A 22,194-nucleotide genomic window follows, 5' to 3' on the forward strand; every position below is an offset into this window, starting at 1 on the left:
GACCTTCTGCCGTCCCGCGCTCTTATTGGGCCCAACGACCGACGCGGCGACAGCACAGGAGCAAGCCATGGCTTTCACCCTTCCCGACCTTCCCTACGCGCATGATGCGCTGGCCGATCTCGGCATGTCGAAGGAGACGATGGAATACCACCACGACCTGCACCACAAGGCCTATGTCGACAACGGCAACAAGCTGATCGCAGGCACCGAATGGGAAGGCCGCTCGCTGGAAGACATCATCCGCGGCACCTATCAGGCCGGTGCGGTGGCGCAGAACGGCATTTTCAACAATGCCAGCCAGCATTGGAACCATTGCCAGTTCTGGGAGATGATGGGCCCCGGCGCCTCGAAGATGCCCGGAGAGCTGGAAACGGCGCTGGTTGACAGCTTTGGCTCGGTCGAGAAGTTCAAGGAAGATTTCGCCGCTGCCGGTGCCGGTCAGTTCGGCTCTGGATGGTGCTGGCTGGTCAAGGATACCGATGGCGGGTTGAAGGTCACCAAGACCGAGAACGGCGTGAATCCGCTGTGTTTCGGGCAGACCGCCCTTCTGGGCTGCGACGTGTGGGAGCACAGCTATTACATCGACTTCCGCAACAAGCGGCCGGCCTATCTGTCGAACTTCCTTGAAAAGCTGGTGAACTGGGAAAACGTGGCCTCGCGGCTTTGATCCCGCCGGTTTCGGCAAAAGGCCCGCCCGGATCGTCGGGCGGGCCTTTTCACATCGGCCTTCGGGCAGGTGCGCTCAGGCGGCCGGGAACCATGGGGATCACAGCGGCGAACGGTGACCCTGCTTGGGGCGCGGCACGGTTCGCTGCCGATCGCCGTTGACCGTGCTTTGCCGCTCAGGACAGTGCGGCGCGCAGCCGGGTGGCCAGCGTCTCGACATCCGGCACCGCCACGAAATAGTCGCGCAGCGCGGTTTCGGCAAAGCCATGCTCGATCACATTGTCCATCAGCGCGATCAGCGGCTGCCAGTAGCCATCGGTGTTCAGCAGGAAGATCGGCTTTTCATGCAGGCCGATCTGGCGCCATGTCAGCACCTCGAAGAACTCATCCAGCGATCCCGCGCCCCCCGGCAGCACCACGATCGCGTCCGAGTTCATGAACATCACTTTCTTGCGCTCGTGCATGTCCTCGGTCACCACAAGCTGGGCCAGATCGCGCCGGCCCTGTTCGCGGATCAGCAGATGGGTGGGGATCACGCCCATTGTCAGCCCGCCTTCGGCCAGCGCCGCGCGGGCGACTTCGCCCATCAGGCCGACATCACCCGCGCCATAGACCAGACGCCAGCCCTCGACGGCGATCAGCCGGCCAAGGCTGCGCGCATCGCGGGCATAGGCGGGCTGAAGGCCGGCGCGGGCGCCGCAGAACACGCAGACAGAGCGAAGATGGGTCATCGGGAACCTGTGGATAGGGCTTGCGTCCGGAAGTGATATCCGCGTTCCTGTAACCGAGACAAGAAGGCGCCGGGGGCAGAACGGACGATGCCGGTCAGAAGCAGGATGGGGACGGGCGCAAAGGCGGCGGTGCTGGGCGGTGCCGCGGCTGTTTTTGTCGGTGTGCTCTGGTTCGGTGTGGTCCAGCGTCCGGCCCCCGGTTCTGCGCCCGCCCCGTCTGACGCGGCCAGTCAGGCCGCCGATGCGACCCCGGCTGTCGATCCTGCCCGGCTTGCGGTGCCTTCGGACCCTGTGGTTGCAATGGCGGCGGATGCCGGCGCGGGGATGCCGGACTTCGATGTGGTGCGGATCGAAAGCGACGGCTCGGCGCTGGTGGCGGGGCGGGCGCCGCAGGGGGCAGAGGTGGCGGTTCTGGTCGATGGCGTGCAGGCGGCCCTGACCCTTGCCGATGCCGCCAACCGTTTTGCGGTGATGTTCGCGATCCCGCCGGACGGACGGCCCCGGACCTTGACGTTGCGGATGCGGCGGGCCGATGGAACCGAGCAACTGTCGACCGTAAGCGTCTTTGTGGCGCCGATCCTGCCTGTGGGCGAGGCGCCCGGTGGCGGTGCCGCGCCGGCCGCGCTGCTTCTGGCCGGGGATGGGGTGAAGGTGATCCAGCCCCCCGGCGAGCGCCTCGACGAGGCGCCTGAAGGTCTGTCAATCGAGACCATCGCCTATGCCGCCGATGGCGCGGTGCTGTTGTCAGGGCGCGGGGGGGCGGGCGATTTCATCCGACTTTATCTGGACAACCGCGAGATCGCGACCGTGGCGGTTGCCGCTGACGGGTTTTGGGCGGCCAGCCTGACCGGGATCGATCCCGGCCGCTACCAGTTGCGGGCCGACCGGATCGATTCCGCGGGCAAGGTGGTGGCGCGGTTTGAAACCCCGTTCGCGCGCGAGACCCACGAGGCGGTTGCCGCCGCGCTGCAATCGGCCGCTCCGCCCGTCATACCGGTCACGGAACGCCCCGCGGCAGCGGGGGCTGGCGCCTCGGGTGCGGGGCCTGCGGCGGCGGTGCCCCTGTCGCCCTCAGCCGCCGCCGCGCCGGTGACGGTGACGGTTCAGCCCGGCTTCAGCCTTTGGCGGATCGCGCAGGAGAATTTCGGTGCGGGCGTGCTGTATGTGAAGGTCTATGAGGCCAACCGGCAGGCGATCCGCGATCCCGACCTGATCTATCCCGGGCAGGTCTTTACCCTGCCGCGGGCGGACGAATAGCCACGTCTGACAGGCAGGCCGGCTGTCCGCGCCCCGTGCGGGATTGCGATCCGCGACGCCTTTGGGCCTCGGTCGCACGGTGGCACAGCCCGGCGGTCGCCGGCGTTGCGGTTGGTTCATCGCAACCGCCTGCGGCGGCGGGTCTGCCCGCAACGCCCTCTGGTCTTTCGGCCTGTGGCGGCATAGGTAAGGCGCTCTCAGGAGGTGCCGCCCGATGCGTAACATGAGAGAGAGGCCCGGCCCCGCGCCGGTCGATCCGCCAGAACTGAGCGGTTGGGCGACGATGAAGCGCATGGCGCCCTATCTCTGGCCCAAGGGCCAGTCATGGGTGAAGCGGCGGGTGGTGCTGTCGCTGTGTGCGCTGGTGCTGGCCAAGATCATCTCGGTCTCGACGCCGTTCTTCTACAAGGCCGCGGTCGATGCGCTGGCCGGTGAGGCGCCGTCGCCTTCGATGATGCTGGGGCTGGGGGCGGTCGGGCTGACGCTGGCCTATGGCCTTGCGCGGCTGGGCGCGGTGGCCTTTGGCGAATTGCGCGATGCGATCTTTGTGCGGGTGGGCCAGCGGGCGCTGCGGGCGCTGGCGCTGGAAACCTTCACCCATATTCACCGGCTGTCGATGCGCTATCACATCAGCCGCAAGACCGGGGGGCTGTCGCGCATCATCGAACGCGGGGTGAAGGGCGTCGATTTCCTGCTGCGCTTCATGCTGTTCTCGATAGGGCCGCTGTTTCTGGAACTGACGCTGGTCGCCGTGATCTTCGCGCTGGTGTTTGGCTGGGAATACATGGCGGTGGTGGTGGCAACCATCGCGCTTTATGTGGCCTTCACCTTCAAGGTCACCGAATGGCGGGTGCAGATCCGCCGCGAGATGAACGAACAGGACACCGACGCGAACCAGAAGGCGATCGACTCGCTGCTGAATTTCGAGACGGTGAAATATTTCGGCGCCGAAGCGCGCGAGGCGGCCCGCTATGATGCCGCCATGCAGGGATACGAACGCGCGGCGGTCAAGACCGGGCAATCGCTGGCGTTTCTGAACGCGGGCCAAAGCCTTTTGATCACCGCGGGTCTTGTGGCGGTGATGGTGATGGCGGCCCATGGCGTGCAGGCGGGGCAGTTGACGGTGGGCGATTTCGTCATGGTCAACGCCTACATGATCCAGATCACCCTGCCGCTGGGCTTTCTGGGCACCGTCTACCGCGAGATCCGGCAGGCGCTGGTCGACATGGGGCACATGTTCGGCCTGCTGGCCCAGCCGGCCGAGGTGACGGACGCCCCCGACGCCCGCGATCTGGAGGTGCGGGGCTGCGAGGTGGTGTTTCAGGATGTCCGCTTTGGCTATGATCCCGACCGGGTGATCCTGAAGGGCATCTCGATGACGGTGGGTGCGGGCGAAAGGGTGGCCCTTGTCGGGCCCTCGGGCTCGGGCAAGTCCACCATCGGGCGGCTTCTGTTCCGGTTCTATGACGTGACCTCGGGGGCGATCCGCATCGACGGGCAGGATCTGCGCAGCGTTCGGCAGGATTCGCTGCATTCCCGGATCGGCGTGGTGCCGCAGGACACGGTGCTGTTCAACGACACGATCTATTACAACATCGCCTATGGTCGCCCCGACGCCACCCCCTCAGAGGTCGAGGCCGCGGCGCGGGCCGCCAAGATCCACGACTTCATCACCCGCCTGCCGGACGGCTACCGCACCACGGTGGGCGAACGCGGGCTGAAGCTGTCGGGCGGCGAAAAGCAGCGCGTGGGCATCGCGCGCACGCTTCTGAAGAACCCGCCGATCCTGCTGCTGGACGAGGCGACCTCGGCGCTGGATACCCAGACCGAGCGCGACATTCAGGACAGCCTGCGCGAGATGGGCGAGGGCCGCACCGTCGTCACCATCGCGCATCGCCTGTCCACCATCGCCGATGCCGACCGTATCGTGGTGCTGGAAGATGGCGTGATCGTCGAGGAAGGCCGGCACGAGGCGCTTCTGGCCCGCGGCGGGCGCTATGCCGCGATGTGGGCCCGCCAGTCGGCCGAGGAAGACGGCGAGGCCGCCTGATCCGGCCCCGCCTGACCCGCGGGGCGCGGGCGGGCGGGACGACGACGGGTCGAGCTGGTCTTTCGCGTTTGCCCTCGGGGCGCGGGCAGGACACCACTGCGCGATGGTCGACCAACTGCCACAGCGCGGGGCGCGGGGGCGGGGCACACGGTTGGCCAAGAACATGCTGATGATCTGCCGGGCGCCCACGCGCGGGACGTGCGGACGCGCGGACTTCCGGGGCGGATCGAGGGGCGCCTGCGCGCGCGGGACTGTGCGCAGCGCAGGCAGCCGATGGGAGCCGAACGCGGGCGCCTGCACGCGCGGTTGGGACTGTGCGCCCCGCATGGTCGCGCCCCTGCGAACCGGCGCGGGGCTTGGCAAGCCGTCAGGCTTGCGTGTAAGACGATGGCACCAGCGAGGGAGAGGGTCTTGAGCAACCCCGAAAGTTTCATCGACGAGGTGACCGAGGAGGTCCGTCGCGACCGGATGTTCGGCTATTTCCGCCGCTATGGCTGGATCGCGGTTCTTGCGGTGCTGCTGATCGTCGGGGGGGCTGCGTTCAACGAATGGCAGAAGGCGCAGACCCGCGCCGCCTCGCAGGCGTTTGGCGATGCGTTGCTGGCGGCACTCGAAGAAGGCCCCGATGCCGAGGCCCGGCGCAAGGCGCTGGCGGCGGTGCCGGCTGAAGGCGCCCCGCGGGCGGCACTGCGCGAGCTGATGCTGGCCTCGGACCCGGCGGGCGATCCTGCGGGCGCGCTGGCCGCGCTGGACCGGATCGCGGCCGATCCCGCACTTGCGCCCAGCTATCGCGATCTGGCGGTGCTGCGGCGGGCGATCGTCGGCGGCACGACGATTCCCCTGGCCGAGCGGCGCACGGCGCTTGATGCCATCGCGGCGCCGGGGCGGCCCTATCGCACACTGGCGCTGGAACAGCTGGCGCTTCTGGATCTGGAAGCGGGCGAGACCGCCAAGGCCATTCAGACGCTGCGCAGCCTTGCACAGGATCAGGAGGCGACGCCCGGTCTGCGGCGCCGCGCCGAGCAGATGATCACCGCCCTTGGCGGCGAAACCCCGGCCGGCTGACGGCCGGCCCCACAGGCGGACGGGCAGAAGTTGATGAGGGCATCCAAGGTGAAACTGAACGCGGCGGTCTCGGGGCTTGCGCTTCTCACACTTCTTGCCGGTTGCGGGGATGACGAGTTGATCCTTCCCGGCGAACGGTTCGACGTGCGCGCGCCCCTTGAGGCAAGCGTTCCGACCGAAGCCAATCCCAGCCCGGTCGATCCGACCGCGCAGCGGGCGAATGCGGATCGCCCGATCGCGCTGGCGGCGGCAGCGGTCAACGCCGACTGGCCGCAGCGCGGCGGCAATGCCGGGCATCTGGCGCCCCACGCCGCGCTTGGCACCGCGCCGCAACTGGTGTTCAGCACCGACATCGGCGCCGGCAATACCCGCAAGGCCCGGATTTCGGCGGCGCCGGTGGTGGCGGGCGGGCGCATCTTCACGATGGATTCGCAAAGCGAGGTGCAGGCCACCTCGACCTCTGGCGCGATGCTGTGGCGGGTGGATCTGACCCCGCCTTCGGACCGCTCGACCGCGGTGTCGGGCGGGGGGCTCGCCCATGGCGATGGCCGGCTTTATGTCACGACCGGGTTCGGCGAGGTTCTGGCGCTTGACCCGGCGTCTGGCGCGGTGGTCTGGCGCCAGCGTCTGGGGGCGCCCGCGACGGGGGCGCCGACGGTTTCGGGCGATCTGGTCTATGTCGTCGGCCGTGACGGCTCGGCCTGGGCGGTCGAGGCCGGCAACGGTCGCGTGCGCTGGCAGTTGCCGGGGGCGCCGTCTGCGACGGGCATGATCGGCGGCTCGGCGCCGGCGGTCAGCGGCAATGCGGTGCTGTTCCCCTTCGCCAGCGGTCAGGTCGTGGCCGCGTTGCGCGAAGGCGGGTCTCGGCTGTGGTCGTCGCAGGTGGCGGGGCAGCGGCTGGGCCGGGCCTATGCCAGTTTCCGCGACCTGACCGGCGATCCGGTGGTGGTGGGCGACGTGGCCTACATCGGCAGCAGCGCGGGCCGCACCGTGGCGCTTTCCACCGCCTCGGGCGAGGAGCTTTGGGCGGCGGGCGAAGGCGCGCTGGCGCCGGTGGCGGTTGCGGGGGATTCGGTGTTCCTCGTCTCGGACGAGGCGCGGCTGGTGCGGCTGGACGCGGCGACCGGCGCGGTGATCTGGTCGGTCGACATGCCCTATTTCACCAAGGAAAAGCCCAAGAAGCGCAAGGCGATCACCGCCCATTACGGCCCGCTGCTGGCGGGGGGGCGGCTGGTGGTGGCCTCGTCCGACGATACGCTGCGGTTCTTCAGCCCCTCCAGCGGGGCGCTGGTTGGCGCCGTCGATCTGCCGGGCGGGGCGGCGGCGCAGCCGGCACTGGCGGGCGGCACACTCTATGTCGTCTCGGCCAGCGGGAAACTTCTGGCTTTCCGCTGATGCGGGTTCCTGATAGGGATCCGGGCTTGACCTGTTAAGCCGCCCTCGGAGGCACCGATGAGCTTCACCCTCGCCATTGTCGGCCGCCCCAACGTCGGCAAGTCCACCCTGTTCAATCGCCTTGTCGGCAAGCGTCTGGCGCTGGTCGATGACCAGCCCGGCGTGACCCGCGACCTGCGCGAGGGCGATGCCAAGCTGTTCGATCTGCGCTTTACCGTGATCGACACCGCCGGTCTGGAAGAAGTCACCGACGACAGCCTTCAGGGCCGGATGCGTCGCCTGACCGAACGCGCGGTCGAAATGGCCGACATCTGCCTGTTCCTGATCGACGGCCGGGTGGGGGTCACGCCCTCGGACGAGGTGTTCGCCGACATTTTGCGCAAGAAGAACGCCCATGTGATCCTTGGCGTGAACAAGGCCGAAGGCCGCGCGGGCGATGGCGGCGCGATCGAGGCGTGGTCGCTGGGGCTGGGTGAACCTGTCCGCATGTCGGCCGAACATGGCGAGGGGCTGGACGATCTTTACCACATGCTGCGTCCGCTGGCCGAAGGCTATGCCGAACGTGCCGCCGCCGATGCCCCCGTGGTCGATGTGGACGTCCCCGAGGACGAGGCCGATCTTGAGGCCGATCCCGACGCCCACAAGCCCAGCCTGAAGCATCCGCTTCAGATCGCGGTGATCGGCCGGCCGAACGCGGGAAAATCCACCCTTATCAACAAGATCATCCGCGAAGACCGCCTTCTGACCGGCCCCGAGGCCGGGATCACCCGCGATGCCATCTCGGTCCGGGCGGATTGGCTGGGCACGCCGATCCGGATTTTCGACACGGCGGGGATGCGCAAGAAGGCGCGGATTTCGGACAAGCTGGAAAAGCTGTCGGTGGCCGATGGCCTGCGCGCGGTGCGCTTTGCCGAGGTCGTCGTGGTGCTGCTGGATGTGGAAATCCCGTTCGAACAGCAGGATCTGCGCATCGCCGATTTCGCCGAGACCGAGGGTCGGGCCGTCGTCATCGCGGTGAACAAATGGGATCTGGAAGACGAGAAGCAGGAAAAGCTGGCCGAGCTGAAAGAGATGTTCGACCGGCTGTTGCCGCAGTTGCGCGGGGCGCCGCTGGTCACCGTCTCGGCCAAGACCGGGCGGGGGCTGGACCGGCTTCATGCCGCGATCCTGAAGGCGCATGATGTCTGGAACCGCCGCATCACCACGGCGCGGCTGAACACATGGCTGGGCGCCATGGTCGAGGCGCATCCGCCACCGGCGCCGGGCGGGCGACGGATCAAGCTGCGCTACATGACGCAGGTCAAGACCCGGCCGCCGGGGTTTGTCGTCATGTGTTCGCACCCCGACGACATGCCCGACAGCTATCGCCGCTATCTGGTGAACGGCCTGCGCGATCATTTCGACATGCCGGGCACGCCGATCCGGCTGACGCTGCGCGGGCAGGGCGACAAGAACCCGTTCAAGGACCGCAAGTTCCACACGCCGTCGCGGCTGCGCAAGCACATGGACAAGAAGGGCTAGGCGTCAGCCGCCGCCCGGCGTCCGGTGGCACCGGATCAGGTGCCCCGGCGCCACCGTCACCAGCGGCGGCAGGCTGGCGCAGCGTCCCTCGCGCATGGGGCAACCTGCCTGAAACGGGCAGCCCCCGGGGATTTCAGGGCCGAAGGCCGCCGGGACGCGCGGGCGCGGCACCGTCGGATCGGGCACCGGAACCGCCGCCAGCAGCGCCTGCGTATAGGGATGGAAGGGCGGGGCAAGGACGGCCTCGGTCGGGCCGATCTCCATCACCAGACCGCGATACATCACCATCACCCGATCCGCGAGATGGCGCACCAGCGCAAGGTCATGGCTGATGAAGATCAGCGTGGCGCCGCGCTGGCGCTGAAGATCCAGAAGCAGCGCGACCACCGCCGCCTGAACGCCTGTATCCAGCGCCGAGACCGGCTCATCGGCCACAAGGATGCGCGGCTCGGCGGCCAGCGCGCGGGCGATGCCGATGCGCTGGCGCTGGCCACCTGACAGCTGTGCGGGCTTGCGCCGCGCCAGCGCGGGCGACAGCCGCACCTGTTCGAACAGTGAGGCCAGCCGCTCGGCGCGGCCCTGCGGCGGGTGGAACAGTTCCACCGCGCGCATCACCTGCGCGCCCACCGTCCGGGCCGGGTTCAGCGTGTCGGACGGGTTCTGGAAAACCATCTGCAACGCCGAGATCGCCGCCGCGGGCCGGCGTTCCACCGGAAGGTGCTGGATGTCCTGCCCGTCCAGCAGGATGCGGCCGCCGGTTGCGCCGTCAAGCCCCATCACCATCCGCGCCAGCGTGCTTTTCCCGCAGCCGGATTCGCCCACGATGGCCAGCGTTTCGCCGGCGCGGGCGTCGAAACTGACGCCGGCCACCGCGGGATTTGCCATGCCGCCGTGATGCTTCACCAGATCTTCCACCCGCAACACCACCCTTCCCGGTGCGGGCGGCGGGCGCGGGGCGGTGGGGGCCGGGGTGTCAGCGCGGTCCAGGGGGCGCAGGCAGCGCAGCGCGCTGTCGCCGGTCACGGTCAGCGGCACCGGCTGATGGTCGCACAGGCCCGGCCGCGCATGGGCGCAGCGCGGGGCGAAGCTGCATCCCGCCGGCCGGTCATCGGCCAGCGGCTGGCTGCCCGGCAGCGGCTCGGGTGGCTGGCGTGGCGGGCCATCCAGCCGGGGCAGGGCACGCAGCAACGCATTTGTATAGGGGTGGCGCGGCCGGTGAAACATCGCGGCAACCGGGCCGCTTTCCACCACCTCGCCCGCGTAAAGCACCGACAGCCGGTCGCAGATCCCGGCCACAAGGCCAAGGTTGTGGCTGATGAACAGTGCGGCCATGCCATGCCGCCGGCCCAGACGCTTCAGCAGATCGACGATCCCGGCCTCGACCGTCACATCCAGCGCGGTCGTCGGCTCGTCCAGGATCAGCAATGCGGGCCGCGCCAGCAGCGCCATGGCGATGGCGATCCGCTGAAGCTGACCACCCGAAAGCTGATGCGGCCAGCTTGCCAGCATCCTGTCGGGGTCGGGCAGGTCGACCTCGGCCAGCGCCTGCCGGGCAAGGGCCAGCGCCTGCGCGCGGGGGGCGCCATGCAGCATCGGCACTTCGGCCAGTTGTGCGCCGATCCGCATCGTGGGGTTCAGCGCCGACATCGGTTCCTGCCCGACCATGGCGATGCCACGGCCGCGGATGCTGCGCAGCGCACGCTCGGGCAGGCCCAGGATTTCGCGGCCCTGAAAGCGGATGCTGCCCGCCGTGACCCGCCCCCCGGGGCCAAGCGCCCCCATGATCGCCAGCGCCACGGTGGATTTGCCACTGCCGCTTTCACCGACAAGGCCCAGAACCTCGGCCGGGCCGATCCGGCAGGACAGGTCGCGCAGCGCCGCGACCGTGCGGCTGCGAGTGGTGAACGCGACGCCGAGGTCGCGGATATCAAGCACCGGGTCAGTCACGGGCCGCCCCCTCGCGCAGGGCATCGGCCAGCAGGTTCAGCCCAAGGACAAGGCTGGTCAGCGCCAGCGCGGGCACCACCGCCGCATGGGGATAAAGCGCCAGAACCCGCCGCCCGGCATTGATGGTCGAGCCCCAGTCCGGGCTTTCCGGCGAGACGCCAAGCCCGAAAAAGCCAAGCGTTCCCAGAAGGATCGTGGTATAGCCCACCCGCAGGCAGCCATCCACGATCAGTGGCCCGCGGGCATTGGGCAGGATTTCCCACAACATGATGAACCACGGCCCTTCGCCGCGGGTGCGGGCGGCGGCGACATGGTCTCGGGTGGCAAGCTCGATCGTCAGGCTGCGCGCGATGCGAAAGACCCCGGGCGCATTCACGAACACCACCGCGACAAAGACATTCAGCAGGCCCGGGTCCATCGCCCAGATCCCCAGCGGATCGGCATCCAGCGCCAGCCCCGCCCAGATCCACAGCCCAAGGCCAAGGATCGCCGCCATCCCCGTCCCCCACAGCATGGGCGAGGTTCGGAACCGGCTGTGCCACAGCAGCAGCGCAAAGACCGTCGGCAGCGCAAACAGCACCGCCGCCAGCGCCATGGGCAGCGCGGTCTGGCGGATCTCGGGCGTGACCAGCAGGTAGAACAGCAGGATGACCGGAAAGGCCAGCACCAGATTGGCAAGAAAGGACAGCGCCCCATCCAGCCACCCCCGCAGATAGCCTGCCGGCAGGCCCAGCGTCAGCCCCGCCACCAGCGCGACCAGCGTCGCCGCGGGCGCAATCGCCAGCACCCGCCGCGCGCCCATCGCCATGCGGCTGAACACATCGCGGGCAAGGCTGTCGCCGCCCAGCAGATACCAGCGGTAGCCGCCGCTCGGGTCGGGCAGCGCGCTGCCGGGGGGCGCGTTCTTCAGCCCGGAAATCTGCGCCAGCGGATCATGCGTCACGATCAGATCGGCAAAGCCCGCGGTGAACAGCCAGAACAGCCCCAGCCCCAGCCCGGCCACCCCGGTGGCGCTGTCAAACAGCCGGCCGTAAAGCCCCAACCGTTCACGAAGCGCGAATGACAGCGCCAGCGTCGCCCCCAGCGCCAGCCAGACCGGCCAGAACCGCCACGCCATGCAAAGAAGGATCTGGCCCCAGTCCAGCGGCGCCATCACGCGCCCCGCAGTCGCGGGTTCAGGGCGACATGCCCCAGATCCGAGACAATCTGCGTGGTCAGCACCACCAGCACCGCGACCACCGAACAGCCCAGCAGCAGGTTCATGTCATTGTTGCCGGCGGCCTGCACCAGCGTCCAGCCAAAGCCCTTGTAGGCAAAAAGCGTCTCGACGATCACCACCCCGTTCAACAGCCACGGCACCTGAAGCAGGATGACGGTGAAGGGCGCGATCAGCGCATTGCGCAGCGCGTGGCGCCAGACGATGCGGAAGGGCGACACCCCCTTCAGCCGAGCGGTGCGGATATAGGGCTGGGCCATCACCTCGACCATCGCGGCGCGGGTCATGCGCGCGATATAGCCCGCCCCATAAAGCGCGATGGTGGCGACGGGCAGGGCGAAGTTGCGAAAGGTGATCTCGTCCATCGCGGTGCTGGCGGTGGCTTGCAGCAGGGTGCGGCCCTCGATCAGGCCAAGGTCGGACAAAAGCGGCGAAATCCCCGCCGTGGCCGAGGCGAACACCGCCACCAGCACCACGCCCGAGACATATTCCGGCGTGGCCGTCGTCGTGATCGCGGCCGCCGACAGCACCCTGTCGGTGCGCGAGCCCTCTCGCATCCCCGCCAGCACCCCCAGCGCCAGCGCGGTGGGCACCATCACCAGCAGCACCCAGAACATCAGCCAGCCCGTCGCGGTCAGGCTGCGCGCCAGCACCGTGCCCACCGGCAGGTGAAAGACGCTCGACCGCCCCCAGTCGCCCTGAATCACACCCGAAAAGCCCGACTTTCCCGGTAGCACGCCCAGCCATTCGCCATAGCGCAGCGCCAGCGGCCGGTCATAGCCATTGCGATCCAGCCAGCTTGCCACCTCGGCATCCGACATCCGGGCCGAGCCCTGGGATTTCGCCAGCTTTTCAAGGTTCGGCTGAAGATTGGTCAGCCAGAACACCAGAAATGTCAGGCACAGCGCCGTGCCCAGCATCCCCCCCAGCCGGCGCAGCACAAACCCCGCCATCGCCTCGCCTCAGGCGTCGATCCACCATTTGGAATGGTGATGCTCGAACGTCGGGTGCTGCTCGGCGCCCTTCACCTTCGGGTCGGTGTGCCGGAAGATCGAGCGCCAGTAAGGCTGGATCAGCACGCCCTCGTCTTGAAGGATGCGCTGAAGATCGGCCATCACCGCGCGTCGGCGGTCGGCGTCGGCAATGGCCATCGCCTGATCCAGCTTGGCGTCGAACTCGGCATTGGCAAAGCCGCTTTCGTTCCACGGCACGCCCGAGCGATAGGCCAGCGCAAGGATCTGCACCCCCAGCGGGCGCATGTTCCATTCTGTCGCCGAGAACGGGAATTTCAGCCAGTCGTTCCAGTAGGTTGCCCCCGGAAGCACCGTGCGGCGGATCTTGATCCCGGCATCGCGCATCTGCGCCGCCACCGCATCGCAGGACGCCGCCTGCCACGCATCGTCAAGCGAGATCAGTTCGAATTCATGGTCGGCCATGCCGGCGTCGGCCAGCATCTCGCGGGCGCGGGCGGGGTTCACCTCTGGCGGGGGCAGTTCGGCATATTCGGGATGGATCGGGCAGACATGGTGGTTTTCGGCCACCGTGCCATGACCGGAATAGCCCAGTTCCAGCACCACGGCATTGTCCACCGCCATCTGCAATGCCCGCCGCACCCGGACATCGCGATAGTCCTCGGTCATCTGGTTGAAGCGGATCGCAAGGGTGGTCGCTGTCATCGCCTCGGATTTCGTCCAGCCAAGATCGTCCAGCACCTGAATGAATTCGCCCACCGACTGATAGGTGGCGTCGATCTCGCCCGATCCTGCGGCCGCGGCGGCGGCGGCAGGATCGCTGCCCAGATCGATATATTCGATCCGGTCCAGCCACGGGCCGCCATGGACCGCGCTGCCCCACCAGCGATGGGTCGGGTTGCGCACCAGAACCATGCGGATGCCGATCTCGACCGTTTCGGGCAGATAGGGGCCGGTTCCGATCGGATTGGCGGCGGGATCGCCGTTGTCATAGGATGCGTGAACCACCGCAGCGGGATAGTCGGCAAGGTTCGCAATCAGCGCAATGTCGGGCTGTGACAGCGACAGCCGCAGCGTCAGCGGGTCAACCACCGTGATCGCATCGGCGCGCAACCGGCCATCGGACTGAAGCGCGACCATCTGGCCCGCCATGGCATTGCCCTCGACCGAGGCATCGCACCAGCGTTCGAAGTTCCGCCGCACATCTTCGGCGGTGAAGGGATCGCCGTTCGACCACAGCACGCCGGGGCGCAGCTTCAGCAGATATCCGGTTGCGTCGTCATTGGCCTGCCAGCTTTCCAGCAGCATCCCGCGAAAGCTGCCATCAGGCTGATATTCCACAAGATATTCCAGCCAGCCGCGGGTGAAGTTGGAAATCTGCGACCAGTCGGCGGTGCGCGGGTCTTTCAGGGCGCGGGTCTCCATCTCCATCCGCAGGGTGCCGCCGGGTTTCGGCGCCGCTTGCGCGCGGGCGGGCATGGGCAGGCCCAGAAGCCCGTAGGCCGCCCCCGCGGTCAGGCCAAGGGCGGTTGCGCGTGTCAGAAACTCGCGCCGGTCAAGCCGGCCGGTTCGCGCCTCATGGACCAGCCGTTCCGCTGCCGGGTGGGTGCTTGTGCTGGCCATGTCTCGCCCTCCTGCCTGACGGGGCGGCGCGCCCCTGCGACATTGCGCCCGGAATTGGCGCCCGCGTCAACGCCCCGCGGCGTTCCTTACGACGCGCGACGGAAGGCCGAGGGGCTTTGCCCGGTCAGATGGCCGAAGGCGCGGGTGAAATAGGCCGGCGAGGTATAGCCCAGACTTTCCGCGATCCGGTTCACCGGCAGGTCGGTCTCGGACAGCAGGCGGCGGGCTTCGAACAGCACGCGATCATGCAGCAAGGCCGAGGCCGGCCGGCCACAGCTTTCCCGACAGCAGCGGCTGAGATGGGTGGCCGTGACACCCAGGGCGCCGGCGAAATCGGCGATCCCCATGCCGCTGCGGAAGTCGCGTTCCAGAAGCGCGGTGAACCGGGCGACCAGCCGGCGCGCGGCATCGGGCGCGTCGGTGCCAAGGCGCGCGGTGTGCCGTTCAAGCCAGACGCCCAGAAGGCCCGCATAGCACCGCACGGCCCGGTCGCTTCCGGGCGTCGCGCTGTCCAGTTCACGCGCGATCTGATCGAGAAGCTGGTTCAGTTCCTGCTGAACCGGGGCTTCGCGGATGCGCAGATGCTGCGGATGGGCGGGCAGCGGCATCTCGCTGACCTTGTGAAAGAAGACGGCGGTTCCGAACACCTGCGCGCCGACCTCGAATCCGTGCATGACGCCTGCGGGAATGAAGATGGCATTGTGCGGGGTATAGCCGCGCGTGGCGCCGGCCACGGTGATCCGGCCCTGACCCTTGGTGAACCACAGTAAAAGCGGCTCTGAAATCGAGCGCATCGCCTCGACCCGCCAGCGCCCACCCGCGGCAAGGCGCGGAATCGCCACAAGCCGGACAGGCGGAGAAAGGCTTTCGGACATGGCGGCAGTTCCACACGTTTTGCCAAAGGATAAGCCCCCTTTGGCGCCAGCCCCAAGCGAAAAGCGTGTCAGGGCAGCGAGACTTCACGCCAGTCGCGCATCCGGTTGCGGAACCATGTCCGCTGGCGCTTGGCATATTGGCGGCTGGCGGTCCCGGCCGCGGCGATGGCATCGGCCAGCGCGATCTCGCCGCGCAGATGCGAGATCAGCTCGGGCGCGCCGATCGCCCGTGACGAGGGCAGCCCCGCATCCCAGCCGGGCAGCGCGGCCCGCGCTTCGTCCAGCGCGCCGGCGGCCATCATCGCGTCAAAACGCGTGTCGATCCGGGCGCCCAGCCAGTCGCGATCGGGCCGGATCACCAGCGCCATCGCCTGCGACAGCGGCAAGAGCGGCGCGCCGGTCTTGGCCTGCCAGTCCGCCAGCCCGCGGCCGGTGGCCTGCAACACCTCCCATGCGCGCTGCACCCGGGCGGGGTTCAGAAGATCGATCCGCGCCGCGGTCGCGGGGTCAATCTCGGCCACCATCCGGGCAAGGCCGGCGTCAAGAAGCCGCGCATCCGCGGCTTGCCGCACTTCGGGCGGGATGGCAGGAACAACCGCCAAGCCATTCGTCAGGGACGAAAAATAAAGCCCCGTTCCACCCACGATCACCGGGCGCAGCCCTTCGGCCAGAATGGCCGCGACCTCGCGCAGCCAGTGGCCGACCGAATAGACCCCGTGCCGTCCGACATGGCCATAAAGCCGGTGCGGAAGGGCGGCCTCGTCGGCTTCGGACGGGCGCGCGGTCAGGATGCGCCAGCAGGAATAGACCTGAAGCGCATCGGCATTGACGATCACCCCGCCGCCCCGCGCCACGATCTCGGCCGCAAGCGCCGATTTGCCCGATGCGGTGGGACCGGCGATCAGAACCGGCTGCTCGGATGAGATTTCTGCGATTGAGATCAATGCCATCGACGCCTTTCCTGCGGTTTCGTGCGAAGGTTTGCCATGGGCGCCTTGCCCGAAGCGGCCGATCCCGGTTGAACAGTCCGGCGTTTTCCGACATTTTGCGCGGCAGTCAATTTCAATCAACAAGACGGACGGGAATATCCCATGACCAGCGAAGCCGCGCCGGCGAGCACAGCCGTGGCCTACAAACGCGTGATGCTCAAGATTTCTGGCGAGGCGCTGATGGGCGATCAGGGATATGGGCTGCATCCGCCCACGGTCCAGCGCATCGCCCGCGAGGTGCAGTCGGTCCACAGCCTTGGCGTCGAGATCTGCATGGTGATCGGCGGCGGCAACATCTTCCGCGGCCTGCAAGGCTCGGCGCAGGGGATGGAACGGACGACGGCCGATTACATGGGGATGCTGGCCACGGTGATGAACGCGCTGGCGATGCAGGCGGCGCTGGAATCGCTGGGCATCTTTACCCGCGTCATCAGCGCGATCCCGATGGATCAGGTGTGCGAGCCCTACATCCGCCGCCGCGCCGTGCGCCATCTGGAAAAGAAGCGGGTGTGTATCTTCGCCGCAGGCACCGGCAACCCCTATTTCACCACCGACACCGCGGCCACGCTGCGCGCCAACGAGATGGCCTGTCAGGCGATCTTCAAGGGCACCAAGGTCGATGGGGTTTACGACAAGGATCCCAGCAAGTTCGCGGATGCCAAGCGTTATGATACCGTGACCTACGACGAGGTGTTGCAGCAGCATCTGGGGGTGATGGACGCCTCGGCCATTGCGCTTGCGCGTGACAACGATCTGCCGATCATCGTCTTTTCGCTGGACGAGCCGGGCGGCTTCCGCGGCATCCTGCGGGGCGAGGGCACCTATACCCGTGTCCACGGCTGATCCGGCCGCCCGAGCCTATACCAATGGCGAAAGGCTGCTGCTATAGAGCGGCGAACCGCCAGCGCGGAACGTGAAGGAACCTGACCCATGTCACATGATGATCTTCAGATCGACCTCGATGCCCTGCAACGCCGGATGGATGGCGCGATGCATGCGCTGCGCACGGAATTCGGCTCGCTCAGAACCGGCCGCGCCTCGGCCTCGATCCTTGAGCCGATCCATGTCGATGCCTATGGCCAGCAGACGCCGCTGAACCAGCTTGGAACCATCAACGTGCCAGAGCCGCGGATGGTGGTCATCAACGTCTGGGACAAGGGCATGATTTCCAAGGTGGAACGCGCGATCCGCGACAGCGGCATCGGCATCAACCCGGTGGTCGATGGCCCGATCATCCGCCTGCCGATCCCCGAGCTGAACGAGGAACGCCGCAAGGAACTGACCAAGGTCGCGGCCCATTATGCCGAATCCGCCCGTGTGGCGATCCGCAACATCCGCCGCGACGGGATGGACCAGATCAAGAAGGCCAAGGCGGCCGGCATGGGCGAGGACGACCAGAAGATGTGGTCGGACGAGGTGCAGGAACTGACCGACAAGGCCATCGTCGCCGTCGACAAGGTGCTGGAGGAGAAGCAGAAGGAAATCATGCAGGTGTAACCCTGTCTTGATGCTGCTCTCTAACCATTCCAGCCAGAAGGGACATCCCTTGGCCGTCACCCAGCCGATCGAGGCCGATCCTTCCCGACGACGCGCCGACCATGTGGCGATCATCATGGACGGCAATGGCCGCTGGGCGATGAACCGCGGCTGGCCGCGTCTTGTCGGCCACCGCCGCGGCGCCGAGCGGGTGCGCGAGATCGTTCAGGCCTCGCCCGGTCTGGGGATCCGCTGGCTGACGGTCTATGCCTTTTCGACCGAGAACTGGAAACGCTCGACCGAGGAAGTGCTTGGCCTGATGTCGATCTTCGCGCGCTACATCGAGCGCGAGGCCGACCGGGTCGCGGCCGAGGGCGTCAGGATGCGGTTCATCGGCGACCGCAGCCGGCTGGATGCCAAGTTGCAGCGCCTGATGGCGGGGATCGAGGCGCGGACCCAGACGAACCAGCGCCTGCATCTGACGGTAGCGGTGAACTACGGCGGCCGGGACGAACTGGCCCGTGCCGCCCGCCGCATGTGTCTGGATGTGGCCGAGGGCCGTCTGCGCCCGGAAGACGCGACCGAGGTCGCGCTTGCCCAGCGGCTGGATACCGCCGGGATGCCGGACCCCGATCTGGTGATCCGCACTTCGGGCGAGACCCGGACATCGAACTTCCTGTCCTGGCAATCTGCCTATTCCGAGTATGAGTTCACGCCCACGCTCTGGCCTGATTTCACCGCGGTGGAACTGGCCTCGATCATCGAACGGTTCGGTGCGCGCGAGCGGCGTTTCGGAGGAGTTCTGCGCGCATGACATCCATGGACAATCCCAAGGGCCGCTGGGGCGACCTGCAAAGCCGCACCGCCTCGGCGGTGGTGATGGTGCTGGTTGGGGGGGCGGCGGTGATCTGGGGCGGGCTGCCCTTCGCCGCGCTGGTGGTGGTTTCAAGCGGGCTGATGCTGTGGGAACTGGCGCGGATGACGGCGCCCGGGCGGCCGTGGATCAATGCCGCGGTGGGCGGCCTTGGCGCGGTGGTGCTGGCGGTTCTTGTGATGGCGCTTGAACTGCCGCGGGATTTTCTGGTTGCGGTGCCGCTTCTGGCGCTGGCCCCGGTGGCCGGGCTTCAGGGCGAGAGGGGCGACCGCGGCATCTTCCTTGCCTATGGGCTGGCGCTGATGCTGGCTGGCGCGGGGCTGTTGTCGCTGCGCGCCACCGGGGGGGCGGCCACCATCCTGTGGCTGGTTCTTGTGGTCGGCGCGTCCGACGTGATGGGCTATTTCGCCGGGCGCAGCCTTGGCGGGCCGAAGTTCTGGCCGGCCGTCAGTCCGAAGAAGACATGGTCGGGGACCGTGGCGGGCTGGCTGGGTGCGGCAATTGTGGGTCTTGGATTCGTCCTTATCACAGGTGCAGGCTGGGGCCTCATCATCCTGTCGCCGGTGATCGCGCTGGCAGGGCAACTCGGGGACATCGTCGAAAGCTGGATCAAGCGTCGCTCGGGGGTCAAGGACAGCTCGTCGCTGATCCCGGGCCATGGCGGCGTGCTTGATCGGTTCGACGCGCTGGCCGGGGCGGTGCTGGCGGTTCTCGTTCTGGGGCTGCTGGTTGACCTGCCGCTGCCGGAAATGGGGAACTGAACGGCATCATGCGCAGCCTGTCGATCTTCGGGGCCACCGGCTCCATCGGCGAATCCACCTTCGATCTCGTGATGCGGCAGGGCGGACCGGATGCGTTCCGCACCGTGGCGCTGACCGGCGCCCGCAACGTCACGCGTCTGGCCGAGATGGCCCGCGCGCTGAAGGCGGAACTGGCCGTGACCGCGCATGAGGACTGCCTGCCCGCCCTGCGCGAGGCGCTGGCCGGCACCTGGACCGAAGTCGCCGCCGGCCCGCAGGCGATTGCCGAGGCCGCCGACCGCCCGGCCGACTGGACCATGTCGGCCATCGTCGGCGCCGCAGGCCTTGTGCCGGGGATGCGGGCGCTGAAGCATGGCCGCACGCTGGCCTTGGCCAACAAGGAAAGCCTTGTCACCGCGGGGCCGTTGCTGATGGCCACGGCGGCCGCGCATGGCGCCACAATCCTGCCGGTGGACAGCGAACATTCCGCGGTGTTTCAGGCGCTGGCGGGCGAGGATGCCTCGGCGGTCGAGCGTGTCATCATCACCGCATCCGGCGGGCCGTTCCGCGACTGGACGCTGGAGCAGATCCGGGACTGCACCGTGGCGCAGGCCATGGCGCATCCGAACTGGTCGATGGGGCAGCGGATTTCCATCGATTCGGCGTCGATGTTCAACAAGGCGCTGGAACTGATCGAAACCCGAGAGTTTTTCGGTTTCGCCCCCGAGATGATCGAGGCGGTGGTGCATCCGCAATCCATCGTCCATGCGCTTGTGGGCTTCTGCGACGGTGGGGTGATGGCGCATCTGGGGCCGGCCGACATGCGCCATGCCATCGGTTTCGCGCTGAACTGGCCGGGCCGCGGCGACGTGCCGGTGGCGCGGATCGACCTTGCGCAGATTGCAAGCCTGACCTTCCAGAAGCCTGACGAGGAACGCTTTCCCGCCCTGCGCCTTGCGCGCGAGGTGATGGCTGCGCGCGGTCTGTCGGGGGCTGCGTTCAACGCGGCCAAGGAAATCGCGCTGGATCATTTCATCGCCGGGAATATCGGCTTTCTGGACATGGCGGCGGTGGTCGAGGATGCGCTGGCCAGCGTTTCAGGCTGCGAGACGTTCGGAAAGTTGCCTCGGACCCTTGAGGATGTGCTGTCGATGGACCATCTCGCTCGGAAAGCGGCAGACACGGCCGCAGGTCTTCGCCAGCAGAAAAGGTAGTTTCATTTGGACATTGTCGGTCTCGTTCCCCAGTTCGGCGGGGCAGTCTGGACGATCATCGCCTTCATCGTCGCGCTATCCATCGTGGTGGCTGTGCATGAATATGGCCACTACATCGTCGGCCGCTGGTCGGGCATCCACGCCGAGGTGTTCTCGCTGGGTATGGGGCCGGTCATCGCCTCACGCGTGGACCGGCGCGGCACGCGCTGGCAGATCGCGGCGCTGCCCTTTGGCGGCTATGTCCGCTTTCTGGGCGATGCCGATGCGGCGTCCAGCCGGGCGGCAGTCACCGTCCACCAGTTGAACGCGCAGGAACGCGCGCGCACCATGCATGGCGCGCCGCTTTGGGCGCGCTCGGCGACGGTTGCGGCGGGGCCGCTGTTCAACTTCGCGCTGTCGATTGCGGTGTTCTGCGGCTTTTTCATGGTTCAGGGGGTCGCGACCGATCAGCCGGTGGTGGGGGCGATGAAGCCCTTGCCCTATCAGACCCAGATGCTGGAACCCGGCGACCGTATCCTGTCGGTGAACGGGCAGGCGACGCCGGATCTGGAAACCTTCGTGGCGGTGGCGCAGGCGCTGCCGTCCTCGGCCACGGTGGCCTATGGCGTCGAGCGTCAGGGCCGCACCATCGAGCTGACCGGCCCGCATCCGCTGCCGCCGGTGGCGGATGGGGTGCAGGCGCCCTCGGGCGCGCAGGCGGCCGGGATGAAGGCGGGCGATGTCGTGCTGTCGGTGAACGATGCGCCCATCGTCTCGTTCGCGGATCTGCGCGAGAAGGTCGGCGCCTCGGAAGGGGCGCCGGTGCGGCTGTCGATCTGGCGCGAGGGCGAGACGTTCGATGCCACGCTGACGCCGCGGCGGATGGATCTGCCGCTGGCCGATGGCGGATTCGAGACGCGCTGGTTGATCGGCCTGTCGGGCGGTCTGCTGTTCGAGCCGGAAACCCGCATCCCCGGCCCGATCGAGGCGATCGGCATGGGGGTCGAACAGACCTACACCATCATTCGCACCAGCCTGTCCGGGCTGTGGCACATGGTCACCGGCGCGATTTCGTCGTGCAATCTTCAGGGGCCCATCGGGATCGCCGAGGTGTCGGGGGCTGCGGCCTCGCAGGGGGCCGGCAGCTTCATCTGGTTCATCGCGATGCTGTCCACGGCGGTGGGGCTGATGAACCTGTTCCCGGTGCCGATCCTTGATGGCGGGCATCTTGTGTTTCATGCCTATGAGGCCGTGGTGGGCCGCCCGCCCAGCGACCGCGCGCTGCGGATACTGATGACCGGCGGGCTTGCGCTTCTGCTGGCGCTGATGCTGTTTGCGGTGTCGAACGATCTGATGTGCTGATCTCTGCCCGCTGATTGCCCGGCGAAAGCCGCACTGGGGCCACATTCCCTTGCCATGGCGTCGCAGACGCGCGACGTGGCAGGGGGCCGACATGCAGATGGTCAGGGAAGGGTATCGGGGCATCTCGATACTGGTGCAGATCAACCGCGACTGGTTTTTCACCGTCGCCTATATCACGCTGGCGCTGGCATCCGGTATCGGGATCTCTGGCGCGGTGCTGTCCTACTGAGGACGCGGCGCATC

General features: G+C 67.7%; 20 protein-coding genes. 13 read left to right on the top strand and 7 right to left on the bottom strand.

Going from position 1 to position 22,194, the window contains the following annotated elements; genetic code table 11:
• The first annotated feature begins 67 nt into the window (after positions 1 to 67).
• On the top strand, positions 68 to 667 hold the full coding sequence (locus CRO07_RS01400) for a superoxide dismutase (protein WP_097028887.1): 600 nt from the start codon (positions 68 to 70) through the stop codon (positions 665 to 667).
• Positions 668 to 842: 175 nt separating this feature from the next.
• Here the strand turns inward: CRO07_RS01400 and CRO07_RS01405 are convergent, their stop codons facing one another.
• Positions 843 to 1,397, bottom strand: a complete 555-nt coding sequence (locus CRO07_RS01405) for an LOG family protein (protein ID WP_097028888.1) — start codon at positions 1,395 to 1,397, stop codon at positions 843 to 845.
• Between the two features lie 105 nt (positions 1,398 to 1,502).
• Between CRO07_RS01405 and CRO07_RS01410 the strand changes: the two genes are divergently transcribed.
• The 5 genes from CRO07_RS01410 to der all read left to right on the top strand — a co-directional run bounded on the left by CRO07_RS01410 (position 1,503) and on the right by der (position 8,685).
• A complete protein-coding gene (locus CRO07_RS01410) occupies positions 1,503 to 2,654 on the top strand; it encodes a LysM peptidoglycan-binding domain-containing protein (RefSeq protein WP_235840902.1) in 1,152 nt (383 codons plus the stop codon).
• Between the two features lie 214 nt (positions 2,655 to 2,868).
• On the top strand, positions 2,869 to 4,704 hold the full coding sequence (locus tag CRO07_RS01415) for an ABCB family ABC transporter ATP-binding protein/permease (protein WP_097028890.1): 1,836 nt from the start codon (positions 2,869 to 2,871) through the stop codon (positions 4,702 to 4,704).
• Between the two features lie 411 nt (positions 4,705 to 5,115).
• The gene (locus CRO07_RS01420; protein WP_097028891.1) at positions 5,116 to 5,769 is read left to right on the top strand and encodes a tetratricopeptide repeat protein; all 654 of its coding nucleotides are present in this window, start codon (positions 5,116 to 5,118) and stop codon (positions 5,767 to 5,769) included.
• A 33-nt stretch (positions 5,770 to 5,802) separates the two neighbouring features.
• Complete coding sequence (locus CRO07_RS01425; RefSeq protein WP_097028892.1) at positions 5,803 to 7,164, top strand: outer membrane protein assembly factor BamB family protein; 1,362 nt, start codon at positions 5,803 to 5,805, stop codon at positions 7,162 to 7,164.
• Between the two features lie 57 nt (positions 7,165 to 7,221).
• Positions 7,222 to 8,685 carry a ribosome biogenesis GTPase Der gene (gene der, locus CRO07_RS01430; protein WP_097028893.1) on the top strand — a complete coding sequence of 488 codons (1,464 nt, stop codon included), beginning with the start codon at positions 7,222 to 7,224 and terminating at the stop codon, positions 8,683 to 8,685.
• Between the two features lie 3 nt (positions 8,686 to 8,688).
• Here der and CRO07_RS01435 read toward each other — a convergent pair whose 3' ends face one another.
• The 6 genes from CRO07_RS01435 to miaA form a co-directional block, all read right to left on the bottom strand.
• Positions 8,689 to 10,632 (bottom strand): dipeptide ABC transporter ATP-binding protein, encoded by a 1,944-nt coding sequence (locus CRO07_RS01435; protein ID WP_097028894.1) that lies wholly within the window; start codon positions 10,630 to 10,632, stop codon positions 8,689 to 8,691.
• Entirely contained in the window at positions 10,625 to 11,785 is a 1,161-nt protein-coding gene (locus CRO07_RS01440; RefSeq protein WP_097028895.1) for an ABC transporter permease, read from the bottom strand. Before CRO07_RS01440 ends, CRO07_RS01435 begins: the two co-directional genes overlap by 8 nt.
• Positions 11,785 to 12,801, bottom strand: a complete 1,017-nt coding sequence (locus CRO07_RS01445) for an ABC transporter permease (RefSeq protein ID WP_097028896.1) — start codon at positions 12,799 to 12,801, stop codon at positions 11,785 to 11,787. The genes CRO07_RS01440 and CRO07_RS01445 overlap by 1 nt, the downstream gene beginning before the upstream one ends.
• A 9-nt stretch (positions 12,802 to 12,810) precedes the next feature.
• On the bottom strand, positions 12,811 to 14,442 hold the full coding sequence (locus CRO07_RS01450) for an ABC transporter substrate-binding protein (protein WP_097028897.1): 1,632 nt from the start codon (positions 14,440 to 14,442) through the stop codon (positions 12,811 to 12,813).
• An 86-nt stretch (positions 14,443 to 14,528) separates the two neighbouring features.
• Complete coding sequence (locus CRO07_RS01455) at positions 14,529 to 15,317, bottom strand: AraC family transcriptional regulator (RefSeq protein WP_097028898.1); 789 nt, start codon at positions 15,315 to 15,317, stop codon at positions 14,529 to 14,531.
• Between the two features lie 68 nt (positions 15,318 to 15,385).
• Positions 15,386 to 16,267, bottom strand: a complete 882-nt coding sequence (gene miaA, locus CRO07_RS01460) for a tRNA (adenosine(37)-N6)-dimethylallyltransferase MiaA (RefSeq protein WP_097028899.1) — start codon at positions 16,265 to 16,267, stop codon at positions 15,386 to 15,388.
• A 141-nt stretch (positions 16,268 to 16,408) separates the two neighbouring features.
• Between miaA and pyrH the strand changes: the two genes are divergently transcribed.
• The 7 genes from pyrH to CRO07_RS18590 all read left to right on the top strand — a co-directional run bounded on the left by pyrH (position 16,409) and on the right by CRO07_RS18590 (position 22,180).
• Complete coding sequence (gene pyrH / locus CRO07_RS01465) at positions 16,409 to 17,149, top strand: UMP kinase (RefSeq protein ID WP_097028900.1); 741 nt, start codon at positions 16,409 to 16,411, stop codon at positions 17,147 to 17,149.
• An 87-nt stretch (positions 17,150 to 17,236) separates the two neighbouring features.
• A complete protein-coding gene (gene frr, locus CRO07_RS01470; RefSeq protein WP_097028901.1) occupies positions 17,237 to 17,803 on the top strand; it encodes a ribosome recycling factor in 567 nt (188 codons plus the stop codon).
• 49 nt (positions 17,804 to 17,852) lie between these two features.
• A complete protein-coding gene (uppS, locus tag CRO07_RS01475; protein ID WP_097028902.1) occupies positions 17,853 to 18,596 on the top strand; it encodes a polyprenyl diphosphate synthase in 744 nt (247 codons plus the stop codon).
• A complete protein-coding gene (locus CRO07_RS01480; RefSeq protein WP_097028903.1) occupies positions 18,593 to 19,417 on the top strand; it encodes a phosphatidate cytidylyltransferase in 825 nt (274 codons plus the stop codon). Before uppS ends, CRO07_RS01480 begins: the two co-directional genes overlap by 4 nt.
• Before the next feature lie 8 nt (positions 19,418 to 19,425).
• Positions 19,426 to 20,610 carry a 1-deoxy-D-xylulose-5-phosphate reductoisomerase gene (gene dxr / locus CRO07_RS01485; RefSeq protein WP_097028904.1) on the top strand — a complete coding sequence of 395 codons (1,185 nt, stop codon included), beginning with the start codon at positions 19,426 to 19,428 and terminating at the stop codon, positions 20,608 to 20,610.
• A gap of 6 nt (positions 20,611 to 20,616) precedes the next feature.
• A complete protein-coding gene (gene rseP, locus CRO07_RS01490) occupies positions 20,617 to 21,951 on the top strand; it encodes an RIP metalloprotease RseP (protein ID WP_097028905.1) in 1,335 nt (444 codons plus the stop codon).
• 91 nt (positions 21,952 to 22,042) lie between these two features.
• Positions 22,043 to 22,180 carry a hypothetical protein gene (locus CRO07_RS18590; protein ID WP_176504462.1) on the top strand — a complete coding sequence of 46 codons (138 nt, stop codon included), beginning with the start codon at positions 22,043 to 22,045 and terminating at the stop codon, positions 22,178 to 22,180.
• Positions 22,181 to 22,194: the final 14 nt, after the last annotated feature.

The sequence above is a fragment of the Cereibacter ovatus genome (assembly GCF_900207575.1).
GTDB classification, from domain to species: Bacteria; Pseudomonadota; Alphaproteobacteria; order Rhodobacterales; family Rhodobacteraceae; genus Cereibacter_A; species Cereibacter_A ovatus.

What these genes read in the sequence shown, in the direction of transcription:
- CRO07_RS01400 (WP_097028887.1), top strand. Translation starts at nt 68, where the DNA reads ATGGCTTTCACCCTTCCCGACCTTCCCTACGCGCATGATGCGCTGGCC.
- CRO07_RS01405 (WP_097028888.1), bottom strand. Translation starts at nt 1,397, where the DNA reads ATGACCCATCTTCGCTCTGTCTGCGTGTTCTGCGGCGCCCGCGCCGGC.
- CRO07_RS01410 (WP_235840902.1), top strand. Translation starts at nt 1,503, where the DNA reads ATGGGGACGGGCGCAAAGGCGGCGGTGCTGGGCGGTGCCGCGGCTGTT.
- CRO07_RS01415 (WP_097028890.1), top strand. Translation starts at nt 2,869, where the DNA reads ATGCGTAACATGAGAGAGAGGCCCGGCCCCGCGCCGGTCGATCCGCCA.
- CRO07_RS01425 (WP_097028892.1), top strand. Translation starts at nt 5,803, where the DNA reads ATGAGGGCATCCAAGGTGAAACTGAACGCGGCGGTCTCGGGGCTTGCG.
- der (WP_097028893.1), top strand. Translation starts at nt 7,222, where the DNA reads ATGAGCTTCACCCTCGCCATTGTCGGCCGCCCCAACGTCGGCAAGTCC.
- CRO07_RS01440 (WP_097028895.1), bottom strand. Translation starts at nt 11,785, where the DNA reads ATGGCGCCGCTGGACTGGGGCCAGATCCTTCTTTGCATGGCGTGGCGG.
- CRO07_RS01445 (WP_097028896.1), bottom strand. Translation starts at nt 12,801, where the DNA reads ATGGCGGGGTTTGTGCTGCGCCGGCTGGGGGGGATGCTGGGCACGGCG.
- CRO07_RS01450 (WP_097028897.1), bottom strand. Translation starts at nt 14,442, where the DNA reads ATGGCCAGCACAAGCACCCACCCGGCAGCGGAACGGCTGGTCCATGAG.
- CRO07_RS01455 (WP_097028898.1), bottom strand. Translation starts at nt 15,317, where the DNA reads ATGTCCGAAAGCCTTTCTCCGCCTGTCCGGCTTGTGGCGATTCCGCGC.
- miaA (WP_097028899.1), bottom strand. Translation starts at nt 16,267, where the DNA reads ATGGCATTGATCTCAATCGCAGAAATCTCATCCGAGCAGCCGGTTCTG.
- pyrH (WP_097028900.1), top strand. Translation starts at nt 16,409, where the DNA reads ATGACCAGCGAAGCCGCGCCGGCGAGCACAGCCGTGGCCTACAAACGC.
- frr (WP_097028901.1), top strand. Translation starts at nt 17,237, where the DNA reads ATGTCACATGATGATCTTCAGATCGACCTCGATGCCCTGCAACGCCGG.
- CRO07_RS01480 (WP_097028903.1), top strand. Translation starts at nt 18,593, where the DNA reads ATGACATCCATGGACAATCCCAAGGGCCGCTGGGGCGACCTGCAAAGC.
- dxr (WP_097028904.1), top strand. Translation starts at nt 19,426, where the DNA reads ATGCGCAGCCTGTCGATCTTCGGGGCCACCGGCTCCATCGGCGAATCC.
- CRO07_RS18590 (WP_176504462.1), top strand. Translation starts at nt 22,043, where the DNA reads ATGCAGATGGTCAGGGAAGGGTATCGGGGCATCTCGATACTGGTGCAG.